This window comes from Kitasatospora sp. NPDC036755 (genome assembly GCF_040636595.1).
Taxonomy (GTDB): Bacteria; Actinomycetota; Actinomycetes; order Streptomycetales; family Streptomycetaceae; genus Kitasatospora.
In genome coordinates this window covers 12,418-30,690 of sequence record NZ_JBEZUT010000013.1, presented here as the reverse complement: position 1 = coordinate 30,690, position 18,273 = coordinate 12,418, and the positions used below count along the sequence as shown (strand labels likewise).

The 18,273-nt window shown below is 73.8% G+C and carries 19 protein-coding genes; 3 read left to right on the top strand and 16 right to left on the bottom strand.

Features of this window, described 5'->3' with window-relative positions; all coding sequences use genetic code 11:
* Nucleotides 1-85 precede the first annotated feature (85 nt).
* Nucleotides 86-853, top strand: a complete 768-nt coding sequence (locus tag AB0E96_RS03575; RefSeq protein ID WP_359817932.1) for an SDR family oxidoreductase — start codon at nt 86-88, stop codon at nt 851-853.
* Between the two features lie 79 nt (nt 854-932).
* On the opposite strand, the gene AB0E96_RS03570 is transcribed toward AB0E96_RS03575, so the two are convergent.
* From AB0E96_RS03570 to AB0E96_RS03545, 6 genes are all read right to left on the bottom strand, one after another.
* The gene (locus AB0E96_RS03570) at nt 933-1,424 is read right to left on the bottom strand and encodes a GNAT family N-acetyltransferase (RefSeq protein WP_359817930.1); all 492 of its coding nucleotides are present in this window, start codon (nt 1,422-1,424) and stop codon (nt 933-935) included.
* A gap of 601 nt (nt 1,425-2,025) precedes the next feature.
* Entirely contained in the window at nt 2,026-3,024 is a 999-nt protein-coding gene (locus AB0E96_RS03565; RefSeq protein WP_359817928.1) for a phosphotriesterase, read from the bottom strand.
* Nucleotides 3,021-3,554, bottom strand: a complete 534-nt coding sequence (locus tag AB0E96_RS03560) for a carboxymuconolactone decarboxylase family protein (RefSeq protein ID WP_359817926.1) — start codon at nt 3,552-3,554, stop codon at nt 3,021-3,023. The genes AB0E96_RS03565 and AB0E96_RS03560 overlap by 4 nt, the downstream gene beginning before the upstream one ends.
* 17 nt (nt 3,555-3,571) lie before the next feature.
* A complete protein-coding gene (locus AB0E96_RS03555) occupies nt 3,572-4,174 on the bottom strand; it encodes a DUF4865 family protein (protein ID WP_359817924.1) in 603 nt (200 codons plus the stop codon).
* Nucleotides 4,175-4,281: 107 nt separating this feature from the next.
* Nucleotides 4,282-4,848, bottom strand: coding sequence for a TetR/AcrR family transcriptional regulator (locus tag AB0E96_RS03550; protein ID WP_359817922.1), 567 nt, complete (start codon nt 4,846-4,848; stop codon nt 4,282-4,284).
* A 289-nt stretch (nt 4,849-5,137) separates the two neighbouring features.
* Nucleotides 5,138-6,157 carry an LLM class flavin-dependent oxidoreductase gene (locus AB0E96_RS03545; protein WP_359817920.1) on the bottom strand — a complete coding sequence of 340 codons (1,020 nt, stop codon included), beginning with the start codon at nt 6,155-6,157 and terminating at the stop codon, nt 5,138-5,140.
* 444 nt (nt 6,158-6,601) lie between these two features.
* Between AB0E96_RS03545 and AB0E96_RS03540 the strand changes: the two genes are divergently transcribed.
* A complete protein-coding gene (locus AB0E96_RS03540; RefSeq protein WP_359817918.1) occupies nt 6,602-7,594 on the top strand; it encodes an aldo/keto reductase in 993 nt (330 codons plus the stop codon).
* A gap of 169 nt (nt 7,595-7,763) precedes the next feature.
* Here AB0E96_RS03540 and AB0E96_RS03535 read toward each other — a convergent pair whose 3' ends face one another.
* The 6 genes from AB0E96_RS03535 to AB0E96_RS03510 all read right to left on the bottom strand — a co-directional run bounded on the left by AB0E96_RS03535 (nt 7,764) and on the right by AB0E96_RS03510 (nt 13,808).
* A complete protein-coding gene (locus tag AB0E96_RS03535) occupies nt 7,764-8,855 on the bottom strand; it encodes an LLM class flavin-dependent oxidoreductase (RefSeq protein ID WP_359817916.1) in 1,092 nt (363 codons plus the stop codon).
* A 3-nt stretch (nt 8,856-8,858) separates the two neighbouring features.
* Complete coding sequence (locus AB0E96_RS03530; protein WP_359817915.1) at nt 8,859-9,764, bottom strand: ABC transporter substrate-binding protein; 906 nt, start codon at nt 9,762-9,764, stop codon at nt 8,859-8,861.
* A 166-nt stretch (nt 9,765-9,930) separates the two neighbouring features.
* Entirely contained in the window at nt 9,931-10,734 is an 804-nt protein-coding gene (locus tag AB0E96_RS03525) for an ABC transporter ATP-binding protein (RefSeq protein ID WP_359817913.1), read from the bottom strand.
* On the bottom strand, nt 10,731-11,597 hold the full coding sequence (locus AB0E96_RS03520; protein WP_359817911.1) for an ABC transporter permease: 867 nt from the start codon (nt 11,595-11,597) through the stop codon (nt 10,731-10,733). The genes AB0E96_RS03525 and AB0E96_RS03520 overlap by 4 nt, the downstream gene beginning before the upstream one ends.
* Complete coding sequence (locus AB0E96_RS03515; RefSeq protein ID WP_359817909.1) at nt 11,594-12,643, bottom strand: NrtA/SsuA/CpmA family ABC transporter substrate-binding protein; 1,050 nt, start codon at nt 12,641-12,643, stop codon at nt 11,594-11,596. The genes AB0E96_RS03520 and AB0E96_RS03515 overlap by 4 nt, the downstream gene beginning before the upstream one ends.
* 70 nt (nt 12,644-12,713) lie before the next feature.
* Entirely contained in the window at nt 12,714-13,808 is a 1,095-nt protein-coding gene (locus AB0E96_RS03510; RefSeq protein ID WP_359817907.1) for an ABC transporter substrate-binding protein, read from the bottom strand.
* Nucleotides 13,809-14,289: 481 nt separating this feature from the next.
* Between AB0E96_RS03510 and AB0E96_RS03505 the strand changes: the two genes are divergently transcribed.
* A complete protein-coding gene (locus AB0E96_RS03505) occupies nt 14,290-15,072 on the top strand; it encodes an IclR family transcriptional regulator (protein ID WP_359817905.1) in 783 nt (260 codons plus the stop codon).
* Nucleotides 15,073-15,160: 88 nt separating this feature from the next.
* Here the strand turns inward: AB0E96_RS03505 and AB0E96_RS03500 are convergent, their stop codons facing one another.
* The 4 genes from AB0E96_RS03500 to AB0E96_RS03485 all read right to left on the bottom strand — a co-directional run bounded on the left by AB0E96_RS03500 (nt 15,161) and on the right by AB0E96_RS03485 (nt 18,196).
* Entirely contained in the window at nt 15,161-15,733 is a 573-nt protein-coding gene (locus tag AB0E96_RS03500; RefSeq protein WP_359817979.1) for a winged helix-turn-helix domain-containing protein, read from the bottom strand.
* Nucleotides 15,734-16,589: 856 nt separating this feature from the next.
* The gene (locus AB0E96_RS03495) at nt 16,590-16,772 is read right to left on the bottom strand and encodes a hypothetical protein (protein ID WP_359817903.1); all 183 of its coding nucleotides are present in this window, start codon (nt 16,770-16,772) and stop codon (nt 16,590-16,592) included.
* A 385-nt stretch (nt 16,773-17,157) separates the two neighbouring features.
* On the bottom strand, nt 17,158-17,709 hold the full coding sequence (locus AB0E96_RS03490; protein ID WP_359817977.1) for an ATP/GTP-binding protein: 552 nt from the start codon (nt 17,707-17,709) through the stop codon (nt 17,158-17,160).
* Between the two features lie 82 nt (nt 17,710-17,791).
* Nucleotides 17,792-18,196: a DUF742 domain-containing protein gene (locus tag AB0E96_RS03485; protein WP_359817975.1), complete on the bottom strand. Its 405-nt coding sequence runs from the start codon at nt 18,194-18,196 to the stop codon at nt 17,792-17,794.
* Between the last annotated feature and the right edge of the window lie 77 nt (nt 18,197-18,273).

Here is an 18,273-nt window from a genome sequence, read left to right as displayed (position 1 = left end):
CACGAAGAGACATGTTGGCACGATGTGCCACTTAGGCGTACCGTGCCCTTGTAGCCGAGAGGGCACGAACGAACGGAGTACCACCATGGAGCGCTTCAGCGGACGGAACGTCCTGATCACCGGCGGCGGCTCGGGCATCGGCCAGGCCACCGTGCACCGGATCCTCGCCGAGGGCGGGAAGGTCGTCGCCGTCGACGTCAACGAGGACGGCCTGAAGAAGACCCTGGACCGCGCCACCGCCGAGGGCACCGCAGACCGGCTGACCATCCGGGTGCTGGACATCTCCGACGAGGCGGCCGTCGTCGCGGGCGTCGCCGAGGCGATCGCAGGCCTGGGCGGCGGCCTGGACGCGCTGGTCAACGCGGCCGGCATCCTCCGCTCCTCGCACACCCACGAGACCAGCCTGGAGTTCTGGAACAAGCTGCTCGCGGTGAACCTGACCGGCACCTTCCTGATGACCCGTGAGGCGCTTCCCGCGCTGCTCGCGGGCGGCAAGGGCGTGGTGGTCAACTTCAGCTCCACCTCCGCGAGCTTCGCCCACCCCTACATGGCCGCGTACGCCGCGACCAAGGGCGGCATCCAGTCCTTCACCCACGCCATCGCCTCGGAGTACTCGAAGCAGGGCCTGCGCGCCGTCTGCGTCGCGCCGGGCAGCATCGACAGCGGCATGACCCACGACCCGGGCCTGCCCGCCGACGCCGACTTCAGCCTGCTGGCCAAGCTGTCGCCCGCCCTCGGCCAGGGCTTCGCCGGCCCGGAGACGGTGGCCGGCGTGATCGCCATGCTCGCCTCCGACGACGGCGCCTTCGTCACCGGCACCGAGCTCCGGATCGACGGCGGCACCCACATGTGACCGTCGCCCGCCCCGTCGAGCCCTGGGTCCGACGGGGCGGCGGGGCGGCGGGGCGGCGGGGCGGCGGGCCCGACGGGTGTCACCCCAGGGGCTTCGCCAGCAGGAGTTCCCGGGTGACCCCGTCGGAGAGCAGGTCGCCGGACTCCCGGAGCGGGGTGAAGCCGTGGCGGTGGTAGAGGGTGAGCGCCGCGCGGTTGCCGGGGAGCACGGCGAGGCGCAGCGTGGTCCCGCCGGTGGCCCGGGCCCAGCGTTCGACCTCCTCGACGAGCCGGTCCGCGACGCCCCGGCCACGCGCCCGCGGGGCGACCCAGAGCGAGCGCAACTCCCGTACGCCGTCCGGCGATCCGGGCAGGCCGCCGACCAGCCCGACCGGGTCCCCGTCCAGAAGGGCCGCGACGTGGTGGGCACCGGGGAGGCCGAGCCGCTCGCGCCAGCGGGCCTCGCCACCCCGGGGCCAATCGGCGAGGCCCGTCTTGAAGGCCTCCGGCGCATCGGTCAGGGCGGCGAGGCGGAGGTCCCGCCAGAGCGGCCAGTCGGCGGCCGTGAGGGTCCGGAGCGTCAGTGTCGCCATGTCCGGCACCGTAGCCGAGATCCGAGATCCGAGATCCGAGATCCGACGGCCGTCGGTCCTGTTCGGCCCCGGCACCGCGACGGAGGAACTCCCCACCCAGCCTTGCGCCGTGAGCGTCGAGTCGTGCGGCCACGAGACCGGCGACCGGATCACGGCCGCACTCGGCAGCCATCGTCGTGGACGTCCGACCGCAGGGGTCCGCCGGCCTCGGATCGGCTCCGCGATCCCGAGGTGGCACCCCCGCAACGCGCCATCGCCCTCGACTCTCATGGCATGTGCCGACAGGGCCATGCCCTCGACGACCACGGCGGGGCCGGCCCAGACGTCGGGGCCGGCCCCGACATCGAGCAGCCGCGCCGCCGCGTCCCCGTCTTCACGGTGTCGGCGGGGAAACGCAGTTGAGGCCGGAAGCCCCGCTGGCGGCAAACGAGGCCTGGTGTGCGCGGGAAGTCGGTCGGGCCGACTTCCCGCGCATCGCTGGTGCCACGAGCCGAGCAGGAGTGAACGCGCCCGGCGGGCAGGGCGCCGGCCCGGGGTGACCGCAGCACCGGAGGTCGGAGAACACTCCGGGCTGCCCGACCGCACCCTTCTGCGACTGGCTTCAGGGCGTGCGCCAGTCGGTGGCGAAGGCGGCGGCCGGGTTGGTGGTGAGGAGCAGTTCCGGCAGTTCGGGGCCATAGGTGTGGGCGAGGCGCGGAGCGAGCTCGGTGAGCAGGCGGACCGGGCCGCCGGCCGCGCGGGCGGTCCGGGTCGTGGTGTCCGCGCCGAGCAGCAGCTGAGTGGCGTGGCCCGCCTCGACCAGGTCGGCGATCATCTCGTAGGCCTGGTGGTCGCCGGGGTGGCCGGGCCGGGAGGGGCTGTCCAGGGCGAGACGCACGCCTTCGGCGGCCAGGGCGCGGTGCAGTGCGCGGTCGGGCAGCCGGGTGAGGTGGCCGAGGATGATCCGGTCGGGCGCGACCCCGTGGTGATCGCGCAGCCGGCGCAGGACGCGGTCCGGCGAGCCGTCGGCTTCCAGATGGACGGCGATCGGGGCGCCGGTGGCGTGGTGGGCCTCGGCGGCCGCAGCCATTGTCCACCAGGCGTGCCGGCCGGCGGGCCCCGCGTCGTCCGCGATCTTGATCAGCCCGGCCCGGACCCCTTCCGGCGCACCGTGCAGGCCGGTGGTGAGGTCGGCGACGAAGCGTTCCGCGAGGTCGGTGTTCGGGCCGGGGTGCTCGGCCGTCCCGGCGGCGGGTTCGGGGGAACCTGGGAGGCCTGGGACGTCGGGGAGGTCGGGGAGGTCGGGGAGGTCGGGGAAGAAGCCCGGCGCGTAGTGGACCGCCTGGTGCGCGCCGGTGGCGGCGACGATGTTCACGCCGGTCGTCCGGGAGAGCCCCGCGAGGGATTCCGCGCCCCGGCCCATACCGAGCGGGGTCCACTGGACGAAGGTGCGGCCACCGGCGGCGGCGTAGGCGCGCAGGACGTCCTCGGCGGCGGCCGAGTCATCCAGCTCCTGACCGGGGAGCAGCGGGCTGCGGATGAAGAGGTGGTCGTGGGAGTCGGTGACGCCGAGGTCGGCGGGGTCCAGGTCGCCGAGGACGGTGCGGACGGTGCGGCTCATGCCTCGGGCTCCTCGACGGCGGCAGGGCCGGTGGTCCCGGCAGCACCGCTGCTCTCCGCGCCCTCCGCGCCCTCGGCGCCCTCGGCGAAGGTGGCGGTGGCGACGCGCAGGCCGGCCAGGGCCTTGGGGAGGCCGATGTACGGGGCGAGGTGGACGAGGACCTCGGTGATCTCCGACTCGGTCAGGCCGATCCGTCGGCTGTACCGGACGTGGTCCGCGAGTTGGGGCTCGACGCCGCCGAGGGCGGTGAGGGCGGCCAGGTTGGCGATCTGGCGGTCGCGCAGGGCGAGGCCGGGGCGCTGGTAGGTGCCACCGAAGAGGCTGGTGACGATCCAGTCGGGGAAGCCGGGGGCCAGGGCGTCCAGGCCGCCGAGGGCGGAGGCGGCCTCCGGCCCCGCCAGGTCGGCGAGCAGGGCGTGGCCGGCCGCGCGGTCGAGTGGGGCCTCGGTGAGCGCGGCGCCGGCGGGAGCGGCCGCGGGCGAGGTCGGGCCGGGGGGTGTCGGAGCGGGGGACATCGAGGTGGGGGACATCGGGGAGGTGGGGCCTTTCACCAGTGGCGGCCGGCGGGCAGCCGGTCGAGTTCGGGGCGGGACAGGTGCAGCACCTGGTAGCGGACACCGGACGCGTCCTCGGGGGCCTGGCCGTGCCAGAGTGCGAAGCGGAGCAGTTCCCAGCGGCTCGGGTCGACGGCCACGGCCGCGGTGTGCAGGGCCGGGTGCGCGGGCAGGTCGGCGAGCGCCCGCTCGACGGCCTCGGCCGGGTCGGAGGCTTCCGGCAGCCGTACGATCTCGCGGGTGGCGGTGGTCGGCGACCCGACCGTCTCCCCCGCCGCTGCCGCCCTTCCCGCCTCGCCGTGGACCAGGCCCGCACCGAGCCAGTGCCGGACGGCAGGGCGGCCGAAGTCGGCGCTCAGCCCTCGGAACCCCGGCCCCCAGAGGAAGCCGTTCATGCCCTCGACGGTGCGCCAGAGGTAGAACGGCGCGTACTGGTTGACGGGCGAGTCCTGTCGTCCGCGCTCGCGGACCAGGTAGGCCTTGAGGCCGAGGCCCGGGTGGGCGTCGAGCAGGTGGCCCTTGTCGGCGACCCGCTTGCGGATGACGCCCGTGTCGTAGTCGGCGGGGAGGGTGATCTCGTACTGCATGGCGTGCACGGTGGGACTCCTGGGGGGACGACGGGGGCCCGGCGGGCGGGCTTCTGGCTTGCAGGACCCGGCCCGCAAGCCCTGGCCTGCGAGCTCTTGCGGGTCGGCGCGGCGCGTCAGGCCCTGCGGTGAGCCGCGAGCAGGCCGAGCGCGCCGCGGACGGCCTGCTCGAACGGCTCGGCGCTGTCGGCGGCGCGGGCCAGGACGTAGCCGCCCTGGACGACGGCGACCACGACGGCGGCGGTGTCGGCCGGGTCGACCCCGGGGTCGAACTCGCCGGCCGTCCGGCCCTCGGCGACCAGTCCGGCGATCCGTCCGCGCAGCCAGTCGAAGGTCTCCTGGACGGGCGTGCGCAGGAGCGGGTCGGCGGCCACCTCCGGGTCCTGGGCCATCCGGCCGATCGGGCAACCGCGCAGCACGTCGCGGTCGCGGAGGAGGTAGGCGGCGATCCGGTCGTAGGCGGTGCCGGGGGCGGCGAGATCGGCCTCGGCGACGCCCCGAAGCTGCTCGGCGCTGCGGCGCAGGGCGGCGGCCGCGAGGTCGGGCTTGCCCGTGAAGTGGTGGTACATGCTGCCCTGGCCGACTCCGGAGCGCTGCTGGACGGCCTTGGGGCTGGTGCCGACGTAGCCCCGCTCCCAGAGGAGGGCCTGGGTGCTCTCGATGAGGCGGTCCTGGGTGCTCATGCGGATCACTGTACATACCAGTAGGTACAGAACGCCAGCGCGAACCCCGTCCGGACCTCCCGGCCCCCGGGGCCCCCGGGCACCCCGAGGTCGCACCGCCGGGACGCCGACGATCGAGGGCCGTGCGCCGCCCCCCGGCGGCCACGGCCCCTCGACCGTTCGTCATCCCCCGCCCCGCCGAACGGCATTCCGGCGCACCCGGTGGCGCGCGTCACGTCACGGAAGGTCGTCGGCCCCGCACCACGTACGGGGCGCACGGCGCATTGCGCGGGCGGACGGACCCGGTCCGCTACGGCAGCGCGCGACGGACCTCCGGCGCCACCTCGCCGGCGAACAGCTCCAGCTGCTCGCGCTGCGCCCCCTCGGCGAGCGCGTCCACCCCGATGCCGACCACCTCGTTGCCGAAGGCCTCGTGGTAGCGGTGGATCTTCTCGATCACCTGCTGCGGGCTGCCGACCAGTGCCGAACCGCGCTCCAGCGCGTCCTCCAGCGACGCGAACGGCGACTGGTTGTGCCGACCGGCGGCTGAGGCGAACAGCGCGTTCCAGTACGGGCGGAAGCCCTCGACGGCGTCCTGCGAGCGCTTGGCGATGAACAGCCCGCCGAAGCTCGCCCCCACCCTGGCCAGCTCCGGGTCGCGCCCGTAGTGCACCCAGCGCTCGCGGTAGTGCTCCACCAGGGCCCGGTACTTCTCCAGGGGATGGAAGGAGTTGGCGGAGAAGAGCGGGTCGCCGTGACGGGCGGCGAGGTCGGTGGAACGGGTACTGGTCGCGCTGCCGTGCCACACCGGGATCGGATCCTGGAGGGGGCGCGGCGAGACGGTGGCGTCCTTGAGCGGCGGTCGGGTCGAGCCCTCCCAGGTCACCTTCTCCTCGCGCCAGAGCCTGCGCAGCAGCGCGTAGTTCTCGGCGAGCGCCTCCCACTGGCGCTCCTCGGGAAGGCCGAACAGCCCGAAGTGACGCGGGTCGTTGCCCTTGCCGACGATCAACTCCAGCCGCCCACCTGAGAGTTGGTCGAGCATCGCGTAGTCCTCGGCGACCCGGACCGGGTCGAGGACGCTGAGCACCGTGACCGTCGTGAACAGCCGGATGGTGGAGGTGCGGGCGGCGATGGCGCTGAGCAGCAGGGGCGGCGCCGGGGACAGGAACGGCTCGCCGTGCCGCTCCCCCACTCCGTAGCCGTCGTAGCCGAGCTGCTCGGCCAGCACCGCCTGGTCGATGACGTTGCGCAGCTTCTGCTGCGGGGTGCGCAGGACGCCGGTGACCGGGTCGGGGGCGTTGGCGACGAGGGACGAGACGGTGAACCGCACGGCGGTCTCCTTGGGCTCTCGGGTCGGGGTCGGGTAGCGCTCGGGTCGGGCTCTGGATGTGCTCGGGTCGGGCTCTGGATGTGCTCGGTTCGGGCCCCGGGATGATCGGTGCGCCGGTGGGGCCCGGCGAGCAGCGCGGATCGCGGGGAACCGGGACGCCGACGGGCGACGCGCCCTCACGGACGGTGGGCGGGCGGCCCGGACGGCTCCGGCGGATCGGCCGACGCGACGCGGCGGGGCGCGGGTGGCGTCAGCGCTCGGTGTCAGCGGCCGGCGCCGCGGTGGCGGCGACAACAACAGCGGGCTGCGGCGGCTGTCACGGTCCGGACTGCCATCTCGCCTCCCCGCCGACTCGCACGCACACGATGCCCCGCGAGCATAGGCACCGGCCGGGAACGGGGGCAAGGGCTTGATCCGCCGCGACCGGCTGGCAGGATGTCCGGCATGAGCTACCTCGCCTCGGATGACCGCTATGACTCGATGACCTATCGGAAGGCCGGCCACAGCGGCGTCCAGCTGCCCGCCGTCTCGCTCGGGCTCTGGCACAACTTCGGTGACGCCCAGCCGCTGGAGGTGCAGCGGGCGGTGCTGCGCCGGGCCTTCGACCGGGGCGTCACCCACTTCGACCTGGCGAACAACTACGGCCCGCCGTACGGCAGCGCCGAGCGCAACTTCGGCCACCTGTTCGCCCAGGACTTCCGGCCGTACCGGGACGAGCTGTTCATCGCCACCAAGGCCGGCTGGGACATGTGGCCCGGCCCGTACGGCAACGGCGGCAGCCGCAAGTACCTGCTGGCCAGCCTCGACCAGTCGCTGGACCGGATGGGCCTGGACTACGTCGACGTCTTCTACTCGCACCGGTACGACCCGGACACCCCGATCGAGGAGACGATGGGGGCGCTCGACAGCGCGGTGCGCTCGGGCAGGGCCCTGTACGCGGCGATCTCCAACTACCCGGCGGAGCAGCACCGGGAGGCGGTGGCGATCCTGCGCGAGCTGGGGACGCCGGTGCTGATGAACCAGTCCGCGTACTCGATCCTCAACCGGTACGTGGAGGACGAAGGCGTGCTGGACGCGGTGGGCGACACCCGGACCGGCCTGATCGCCTACTCGCCGCTGGCCCAGGGGCTGCTGACCGACCGCTACCTGACCGGGGAGGTCCCGGCGGGCTCGCGGATGTCGGTCGGGAGGTTCCTCACCGAGGAGGCGCTCACCGGGCCGAAGCTGGAGCAGCTGCGGGCGCTGGCCAAGGTCGCCGAGGGGCGCGGTCAGACGCTGGCGCAGCTGGCGCTGTGCTGGGTACTGCGGGACCCGCGGGTGGTCTCGGTGATCATCGGCGCGAGCAGCGTGGCCCAGCTGGACCAGAACCTCGACGCGCTGGCGGGCGGCCCGCTGACGGCCGAGGAGCTGGCGGAGATCGACCGCTTGAGCCGCTGAGCCCAGCGGGGGGCGGTGCGGGAGACGGCACGGTCCGGCGAAGGTCGGGTGACGGCTGACAGCCTGCCGCGAACAGATGACAGCTGACAGATTTCAAAATCTGTCAGCTGTCATCTGTCGTCCGTTACTTGTCATCCGTCACGCGTCATGCGCCGTGCGCCGCGCGCCATCACTCCCCCGTCAACGTCGGCCGCTTGACGCCCAGAGCGGGAAGGATCGTTTCTGCAACGCGGTGCGCCTCCTCCAGCAGTGGGTTGCCCGAAAGGATGAAGGTGTCGACGCCCAGCGCCTCGAACTCCTGCAGGCGCTCGATCACCTGCGCTGTCGAGCCGACCACCGCCGTGCCGGGCCCAGGGCGGAACAGGCTCATCCCCGGCCAGAGGTTGGGATAGGCCTCCAGCTCCCGGGCCCGAGCCGGCACCTTGCCGCCGTGCTGGCGGAACTGCCGCTGCCAGCCGACCCCGTCCTCGCCCTTCGCCCCGCCCAGCTGGCGCGCGTAGGTGGCCTCGCTGGTGACGTCCAGCAGCCGGTCGGCGGCCGCCCAGGCCTCGGCCTCGGTGTCACGGACGATCAGGTGCAGCCGTAGCCCGATCCGCAGCGTCCGGCCGTGGGCGGCGGCGCGCTCGCGAACCAGGTCCAGCTTCTCCCTGAGCAGGTGCGGGGGCTCGCCCCAGGTCAGGTAGACGTCCACGTGTTCGGCGGCCATCTCGATGCCTGCCGCCGAACTGCCGCCGAACCAGAGCGGAATGCCGCCCGGCTGCACCGGAGCCAGCTCGCGCAGGCTCGCGCCCGCGTTCTTCAGCTCGTAGAACTCGCCCTTGTGGTCGAAGACTTCGCCCGCCGTGAGGCGCTTGACGATCGACCAGTACTCGCCGCTGAGCCGGTAGCGGTCGTCGTGCTCGACGTCCAGGCCGTACTCCCGCAGCTGGGCGGTCGAGCCGTTGACCACGTTGAAGCGCAACCGACCGCCGTGCAGCCGGTCGAAGCTGAGCGCCATCTTGGCCAGCAGGGTGGGCGAGACCAACCCGGGGTGGACGGCCAGCAGCGGCTTGAAGGCCGGGGTGGTGGCGGCCGCGAGTGCGCTGCCGAGCGTCCAGACGTCGTACAGGTCGGTCGCGAGGAGGGCGCCGGTGTAGCCCAACCGTTCGACGCTGCCCGCCAGTTCCTGGAGGTAGCGGAGGTCCACCGGCCGGCGTCCGGCCGGCTCCCAGGGGTAGTGGCCCTCGCGCGGGATGATGTACCAGAGGACTTCGGACGCCACCGGTCAGACCGCCTTCGCGAGCGCGGCGGCCACCGGGGCCTCCAGTGCGGGGAGGTGGGCGTCGGCGACGTTCAGCGCCCGGTCGATGAAGCCCGCGCCGTGGAAGATGTCCGCGGCCTCCTGCTGCTCGGCGACGAACCCGGCGGTGGCGGGCTCCAGACGCCAGGGCAGTGCGACCAGCGCGGACCGCCAGTCGGCGGCCGTGCCGCCCAGTTCCTCGGCGGCGATCGCGGCGGCCTCGGCCGGGTTGGCGGCGGCCCAGGCGTCCGCCCGGCACAGTGCGGCCGCGATCGCGGCGACCACCTCGGGGCGGTCGGTGGCGAAGTCCCGACGGGTGAAGAACACCGAGCGGTCGGTGATGACGTCGCCGGTGCGGATCAGCTCGCGGAACTCTCCGCTTCGGCGGGCCGCGGCGAGTTCGGCGCCCTGCGCGATCCAGCCGGCGATCTCGCCGTCGCGCAGCCGTCGGGCCGGGTCCTCGCCGGCCGCCGGGCGCGCCGGGGTGACGTCGTCGCCGTACGAAAGTCCCTGTGCGTGCAGGGCCTTGGCGAGCAGGTGGGTCTGCCAGGAGCCCACGGCGAGGACGACGGTGGTGCCCTTGAGGTCCGCGACCGTCCGCACCGGACCGGAGTCCGCCACCAGCAGGGCGCCGTGGTCCGGGCGGGGGGCCGAGACCGCCGCGTAGACCAGGTCGTGGCCGGCCGCCTGGGCGGTGATCGGCGGGGTGGAGCCGGTGCCGCCGAAGTCGATGACGCCCTCGGCGAGCAGTTCGCCGGTGCGGGTGCCGTCCGCGTAGTGGTGGAAGGCGCCGGTCTCGCCGAGCGGGGCCAGTTCCTCGTCCAGGTAGGGGAGTCGGGCGAGGTAGTAGAGCGAGGGGTTGCTGGCGTGGACGCCGAGCGTGACGGTCATCTGGTCAACTCCGGTGGTGCGGACTCGGTTTGTCAGAAGTCGGGGGAAGTCGGGGATGTCGGCGGGGATCGGGGAAGTCGGCGGGGATCGGGGAGATCGGGAGAACCGCGGGTGGCCCCTGAGGGATCAGGGTGGATCCGGGGCGGATCCGGGTGGATCGCCGGTGTCAGTGGACACCGAGGTCGGCGAGCAGCCGGCGCCGCAGCTCGGCGAAGGCCGGATCGGCGGGATCACGCGGGCGCTCGACGGTGACGGCCTCGTCGCGGGCGAGCAGGCCCTCGCGCAGCACCACGACCCGGTCGGCGAGCCGTACGGCCTCGTCGACGTCGTGGGTGACCAGCAGGACCGCCGGGCGGTGGCGGCGCACCAGATCACCGACGAGGTCCTGCATGCGCAGCCGGGTGAGCGCGTCCAGGGCGGCGAACGGCTCGTCGAGCAGCAGGAGTTGAGGCTCCCGGACGAGCGCCCGGGCGAGCGCGACGCGCTGCGCCTCGCCGCCCGAGAGGGTGGACGGCCACGCCTCGGCGTGCCGCTCCAGGCCGACCTCGGCCAGCGCCTTCAGCCCGGTCTCCCGGGTGGCGGCGCCGCGCGGAAGGCCGACCGTGACGTTGGCCAGCACCCGTTTGGACGGCACCAGTCGGGGCTCCTGGAACACCACGGTGCGGACCGGCGGAACGAGCACGGTGCCCTCGTCCGCCTGGTCGAGCGCCCCGAGGATGCGCAGCAGCGTGGTCTTGCCGGTTCCGCTGGCGCCCAGCAGGGCGACGAACTCGCCGCGGGCGATGGAGAGGTCGACCCCGTCGAGCACCGCCCGGGTGCCGAACACCCGGCGCAGGCCGCGCAGGTGGACGGCCGGGGCCGCCCCCTCGGACGTTCGGACGGAACCGGGCGGAGCGGGCGAGACAGCCGGCGGCAGCAGGACGGAGGCGGAGGTGGACGAGGAGACGGAGGCGGAGGTGTCGGCGGTCATCGGGCCGCTCCCTGGACGGCCTGGCGCCACGGCATCAGCACGCGTTCCAGGACTCGGACGATGCCGTCGGCGGCGAGGCCGAGCAGCCCGTAGATCAGGATGCAGACGGCGAGCACGTCGGTACGCGAGTAGTTCTGCGCCTGGGCCATCAAGTACCCGATGCCCTCGGTGGAGTTGATCTCCTCGGCGGCGATCAGTGCGATCACGCTGAGCGTCATCGACAGGCGCAGCCCGGACAGCAGCGAGGGCAGCGCACCGGGCAGCACGACCGTGCGCACGATCGCCCAACGGCCCAGGCCGAAGCTGCGCATCGCCTCGACCAGCTTGCGGTCGGTGCTGCGGACCCCACCCGAGGCCGACACGTACATCGGGAAGCTGGTGGCGACCCCGATCAGGGCCACCTTCGCGGTCTCCGTGATGCCGAACCACACCATGAACAGCGGGACGAGGGCCAGGAAGGGGACCGTCCGCAGGATCTGGATCGCGGAGTCGAGCAACTCCTCGCCGAGACGGGTGAATCCGGTGACCACGCCGAGCACCAAGCCGGTGGTCGCGCCGAAGAACAGGCCGAGTCCGGCGCGGGTGAGGGAGACGGACAGGGCCTCGGTCAGCTGGCCGTTGCCCCACAACTCCCCCACGGCCTGGGCGACCTGGGCCGGTGAGGCGAGCACGTCCTGGGTCAGCGCACCGGTGGCGGACGCGAGCGCCCAGCCGCCGAGCAGGGCGAGCGGACCGACGGTGCGCAGGGTCACGGCGAGTGCGCGGGGTCGGGGGCGGAGCCGGCGGGCCTGCGGGGGGACCAGGCCGGCCGTCAGCGCCGCCCGGGTGTCGTCGGGCGCGGATCGCGCGACGGCGGCGGTCATTTGGTGCCCTCCCTGAGCCCGTCGACGTCGATCAGGAAGGGCTTGACGTCCACGAGCTGCTTGGTGACCTTCTGGTCGGCGAAGAACTGGGCGACCGTTCCGAAGCGTGCGACGTCAGCGTCGGAGATGGCGGCGGCCGGGGTGCCCTGCCGGCTGACGTTCACCGCGACGTCCTTCTCCGCGGGGGTGACGGCGGTCGGTCCGGCGTCGGTGAACACGTTGAGGTAGCCGGCGGGGTCGGCCTTCTCCTTCTCTCCGTTCTCCCGGAGGTAGGCGTAGAAGGCCTTGACCACCTCGGGGTGCTTGTCGGCGAAGCCGTTGCGCACCGCCCAGACCGCGTAGTTGTCGGAGCCGACCTCCTGGCCGTTGACCAGGAAGTGCGCGCCGGCGTTGGCGATGGCGGGCGTCGAGAAGGTGTTCCAGGTCGCCCAGGCGTCCACCTGGCCGGAGTTGAAGACCCCGGAGGTCTGGTCGGCCCGCAGGTAGACCCGCTCGACCTTCTCCGCCGGGATGCCGTTCTTCGCCAGCGCCTTGAGCAGCAGGTACTCGCTGGTGCCGCCCTGGGAGACGGCGACCTTCCGGCCGATCAGGTCCTGGACGGACTTGACGGGCGAGTCGTTCTTCACCAGGATCCCCTCGCCGACGCCGTCCGGCGCCGTCTGGGCGAACAGCTTGAAGCCGGGCTTCTGGGCGAGCGCCGCGACGGCCGAGGTGATCGAGCCCTGGGCCACGTCCAGTTGGTCGGCGGAGAGGGCCTGGGCGGCGGGGGCGAAGGGGCCGGCGCTGCCGGTCCAGGCGGCCTTGGCGTGGACGGCGGCCAGGGCCCGGTCGAGCGAACCGTCCTTCTTGCCGCGGGCGAGGAAGCCGTTGTTGCCGGGGTCGGGCAGGCGGAGCACCACGTCGGCCTTGCCGCCCGCTCCTCCGGAGGAGGCCTTGGCCCCGTCGGCGGACGAGCCGCAGGCGGCCAGAGCGGTGGAGGCGAGCAGTAGGGCGGCGACAAGAACGGGGCGAGGTGTCTTCACAGGGGTCTTCAGGACGGTCTTCACGGGGCCTCCAAGTGGGTGACAGATGACAGCCGACAGCTGACAACTTTCGAAATCTGTTAGCTGAACGCTGTTACCTGAAGTCTGTGATCCGACCGCCGCCGACGCCCTCACCCGCGCCGCCGACTCCCGCGCCCGCACCGCCGCCTTCACCCGCGCGCCGCTCGCGCAGCAGTTCGCGGGCGGCGCGGAGCGGCTCCGGGTCGACCCACGTCCGCACGTCCACCGGTCCGGCGAGGAAGCCCTGCTCTCCGAGGAATCGTTCCTGCAGCGCCAGCAGCTCCAGCCGCTCCGCCGACAGGTCCAGGTGAAGGGTCCGGTGACTGCCCGGCGCATAGGCCCCGGCGACCCCCTCGGCGCCGGCCCCGGTCTCGGCCCGCAGGATCCGAGCCACCTCCTCCGGACGCTCCGCCGCCCAGTCGGCGGCCTCCAGCAGCACGACGAGGAAGCGGGCGACCAGCTCGGGCCGCTCGTCCAGCAGCCGCTGGTGGACGGTGATCGGCCGGGGTGTGCCGTTGTTGACCCGGGCCCGGCGGTCCGGCGCCGCGTCCAGGTCCACCGCCACCTCCGCACCGATCCGGCGGGCCGCCTCCACGGCGAGCGCCCCCTTCACGTACACCGCGTCCACCGTGCCGTCCCGCAGGGCGGACAGCTCGGCGGACCACTGCCCGCCGCCCGGGACGCCGGGAACGTCCACCAGCTCGGCGTCGGCCAGGGTGAGGCCCGCGAGCCCGAGAGCGCCCCGGAAGCCCGCCAGCGCCATCGCCCGCCAGAAGTCGATGCCGATGCCATGGCGTGGCACCGCCAGCCGCAGCCCGCGCAGCTGCCCGGGTTCGCTGATGCCGCTGCCCGCCCGCACCAGCACCACCTGGCGTTCCTCGATCCAGGTGAGACCGATCAGCCTGGTCTCCTCACCGCGCGAACGGGCCCACAGGGCGGGGACGTTGCCGCCCTCCCGGAACAGGCCGGTCAGCGCGTGGGTGAAGTGGTGGTCGACGGCAACCTCCGGCGGTGCGTCCTGCAGGGAGCGGACGGCGATGCCGTCGGCGGCGAACTCCCGGGCGAGCCAGCCCTGGTCGGCGGCGATCCCGGTCGCGGTCGGCACCGGGCAGCGGGTGAACCAGAGGGTGTCGCGCAGCGAGGAGGGGTTCTGGGTGTGACTGGACAACGGAGTTGGTCCTCCACGGAGGCTCCGGCGACGGCCGGAGGAGTTCGGGATCGGTTACCGCACGATGGCCCATGAGGCCTGGTGCACAAGGGAGTTGTGCACCACGATGCAGAAGGGGGCAGGCTGGCGCCGGGGCGTCGGTCAGCGACGACACGCACGGGAGGGGAGACACCGGTGGGTCGTCACGGCGCTTCTCCTTCCGCGGGGTCGGGGGCTGGCACCGGCCGGTCCGAGTGGCCGTCGGTGCGATGCGAGGAGCGTTCCACGGCAGGCGAGCCGGAAGCAAGCCTTTGCCACATGGTGGGATCGGTTGTTCATCAACGCCATTCCATTGCAACGTCGTCGAAACAAACCCGCAGCTCCGGCTGCCCTACGCTGAGACCGCCCCCGGCCGCCCGTCCGCAGTGCCGGACCGAAGAGCGCTCCGGACCGCAACGATCCACGACGAACCACAACCATTCGAACCGAAACGCGAGGTGCCATGGCCGAGGCCGCCACCGCCGTCCAGAGTCCGCCGGCCGGTGCGCAGGCCGTCCAACGCGCGCTGGGACTGCTGCACTGCTTCCACGACAACGGGCCCGACCTGAGCGCCTCGGACCTGGCCCGCCGGACGGGCCTGTCGGTCTCCACCGCGCACCGGCTGGCCCGCACGCTGGTCAGCGCCGGGTTCCTGGAGCAGGACGAGCAGACCGCCCGCTACCGGCTCGGCCCGGCCGTCGCCGAACTCGGCCAACTCACCTTCCACCAGCGCGGACTGCACCTCGCGGGGCCCGAGCTGGAGCTGCTGTCCCGGCGCACCAAGGCGACGGCCGACCTGGCGATCCGCAGCGGCCCCCACGCGGTGATCCTGGTCGGCGGCTCGGTCCGTCCGGACACCGGGCTGGGCCTGCGCCGCCCGCTGCACTCCACGGCGCTCGGCAAGGTCCTGCTGGCCTGGCCCCGCCCAGGCGGGGCACCGCCTCCGGCGCTCGGCCCGCTGACCTCCTTCACCGACCGCACGATCACCGAACATGCCGACCTGGAGCAGGAGTTGGCCAAGGTCCGGTCGACCGGACACGCCCTCAACGACGGCGAGTCGGCCACCGGGGTGCGCACGGTGGCCGTGCCCGTCCTGGACGGTACCGGGCAGGCCCGGTTCGCCCTGGCGGTCCGCTCGACACCCGCCCACCTCACCGACGACCGGCTGGACTGGTTCCTCGGCCACGCCCGCAGCTGTGCCGACGCCCTCGCCGTCCTCCTGCTGCCGCCGGACCAACGCTCCTGACCGCCGCCGCAGGCCGTTACGCAGGCCGGAGACGCGGTGGGCCGCCCGTCCAGATGCAGGACGGGCGGCCCACCGCTTCGACCGGCTGTCAGACCGCGGCCGGGGTGTACTTGTAGCCGACCCGACGGACCGTCACGATGGTGTCGCGGTAGGCCGGTCCGAGCTTGCGGCGCAGCCGGGCGACGTGCACGTCCACCGTCCGCCCGTCCCCGACGTGCCCGTAGCCCCAGACCGCGGAGACCAGGTGGTCCCGGGTGTGCACCCGCTGCGGGTGCTCGGTGAGGTGGGCCAGCAGCTCGAACTCCAGGTAGGTGAGGTCGAGCAACCGCCCGTCGACGTAGGCGCTGCGCCGCTCGGTGTCGACGGAGATGCCGCGCCCGGCGGGGCGGACCGGACGGGCGCCCGCGACGATGTGGGCGACGGGCGCGCCGGTCGCCGCGGCAGGGGCGGGAAGCGTGTGAGCCCCGGCGGCGATCGCGCCCCCGACTCCGCCCCCGACGCCGGCAGCGGCCCCGACGCCGGTACCGCTCGGGGCCCCCGGCAGGACGGCGGCTCCCGCCGCCGGGCCCTCGGCCGGCACCAGCACCAGGTACCCGACCATCGGGCTGCCGGCCGAACCGCCGAACTGGGTTCCGTACTGGGCGAGCAGCCCCTGCGGCAGCGCGCCCTGCGGCAGGGTGGCGACGACGGTCGCACCCTCCGGCAGCGCGGCGAGCAGCGCCGGGGGCACCTGCGGGACCGTCGCGCCCGGCTGTGCGGCGGCGGAGGTCGGGAGGGCCGCCGGGCGGGTCGGGCCGCCGTGGGCCGCCCCCACCGGGGACGGCCCGGCATGGGACGGACGGGTCGCCGCCCCCGGCCATCGGCCGGAGACCGGCGCCGGAACGGACGGTCCCTCGGCCCCGGGCGTGCCGGGACCGACCGGCACGGCGCTGGGAACGGGGGCGGAGGAGACCGGCGGGACGGAACGGACCGCCCGCAGGTGCGGGGTCGCGGTGGGCAGGGGCAGGGTGGCCGTGGAAGAAGAAGACATGATGTGCCGCTCATTTCGCGCGTGACGGACGGGGTGGAGTCGTCTGCGCGTCGACCGGGCGTACTGCCTGGGCTGGACCGGATCGAACCGGATCAGCGGGCGGAGGACCGGGACGCGCTGGGCGAGCCGGGACACGTCTGATCGAACAGGTGCGGCTGCCGGGACGGCCAGAACGGCTCAAGGTCGAAGCGACCCTGCCGGCCGTCCCCGGCGCGGTTCCCGCACCGGTTCCACCGTCCGGTCCGTCCACCCGCGCACATCGCGGTGGCCGTCCCGGTCATTCGGGTACGGCCGACGGTGCCGGGGGTGGTGGCGGGGCAGACGATGTTCACTGGTGTTCTCTCCGCTGGGCGGGTCCGGTTGGTCGGCCGCGGGCTCGCCGGACGGGCGGTCCGCTACGGCCTGGTCGACGGGTTTCGGCGGTGCGTCGGGAGGCGGACCGGGAGGGCCGGGTGGGCCGTCGGCGCCGGGGGACGTACCGGGAAGGTCAGGCCGATCGGCGACAACACGCGCTGCAGATCAGCGCCTGGTCGATGTAGCGGCGGACGGTGAGCGCCGGATCGGCGGCACCGGACACGGAAGCGCCGGGCGCGAAGGCGCCGGGCATGACGGCGCCGAGGACCGGGGAGCCGGGAACGGCGGTGATGATGTGTCGTCCGACGGTCGTCATGCTGCCCTCCCCGTTCGTTCCCCACGCGGCGGCACACCGTTGCCGGTGCCCACCGACGATGCCTCGCCGTTTCGCCGAAGGCCGGTTGCCGGTCGCAACGCCCGCGTGAACGGGGCGTTTCCGGCGCTCCCGACGGCATGGCCGGGCGGCCTACATCCACAGAGCCTTCCATGGCCGGGGCGGTCTCGGCAACCTTCGACGCAGTGAGCGTCCGGGATGCGGACACATTAATGAGATCGCGGGCGGAAGGGGCAGGTCGGCGCACTCTCCTGCCGACCAGTCGCACCACCGTCGCCGAGCCCGAGCGGGGCCGGATTCGCACCGCCCGCGACCGGCACCCGCACCCGCACCCGGAACCCGAATCCGCCCGCCCGCCGAACCGCCGTCAGGTGCCGACCGGGGCCCGACGGTGCCGACCCGCGGCGGCGTGCTCGACCAGTGCGACGAGAAGGTCCTTGCCGTCCTGCCGCAGCCGAGCGTCGCAGAGCAGCACCGGGATGTCCGGGTCGAGGTCGAGCGCCTCGCGGACCTCGTCCGGCGAGAACCGCTCGGTGCCCTCGAAGCAGTTCACCGCGACCAGGAACGGGATGCCCCGCTGCTCGAAGAAGTCGACCGACGGGAAGCAGTCGGCCAGTCGTCGGGTGTCCGCGAGCACCAGCGCGCCGAGCGCGCCACGCGCCAACTCGTCCCAGACGAACCAGAACCGGTCCTGCCCGGGCGTGCCGAACAGGTAGAGCGCGAGGCCAGGCCGCAGGTCGATCCGTCCGAAGTCCATCGCCACGGTGGTGGTGCGTTTCGCCTCCACCCCCGAGGTGTCGTCCACCGGGCGGCCCAGTTCGCTGAGCTCCTCCTCGGTGCGCAGCGGCCGGATCTCGCTGACCGAGCCGACCAGGGTGGTCTTGCCCGCGCCGAATCCGCCCGCGACCAGGATCTTCAGCGCGACGGCCGGACCGCCGCGCCAGCGCGGGTCATTGGCGTTCGTGGGACGGGCCGCACCGCCGTCCGGGCGGGGCTGGGGGTCAGAGCGCACGGAGTCCATTGATCACGTCTCGCAGCAGGCGCTCGTCCGGCAGCTCGGCGAGCGGAACGGGTCGGGTGACGCTGATCAGGTCGGCGTCGTGGAGGTCGCCGAGCAGCACCCGCACCACGCTGACCGGCAGGTCGGTGTAGGAGCCGAGCTCGGCGACGGAGAGCGGCTCGCGGCGGCACAGGGTGAGCAGCGTCTGGTGTTCCGGGTCGAGGACGTGCGCGGGTACGGCCCCCGCGACCGACCCGGGATCGACGGCGGTGACCAGCGAGATCAGGTCGAACAGCCCTTCCTCGACCGGCCTGGTGCGGCCGCGGGTCATCGAGTAGAGCCGCACCACCGGGCCGGCCTCGTCGTCGAACCAGCGGTCGTCGACCGGGGTCCGCGGCCGGAACAGGTCGACCTCGGGCCCGTCCGGGTCCGATTGCCCGCCCTGGTCCGGCTGCCCGCCCTGGTCCGGCTGCCCGCCCCGCG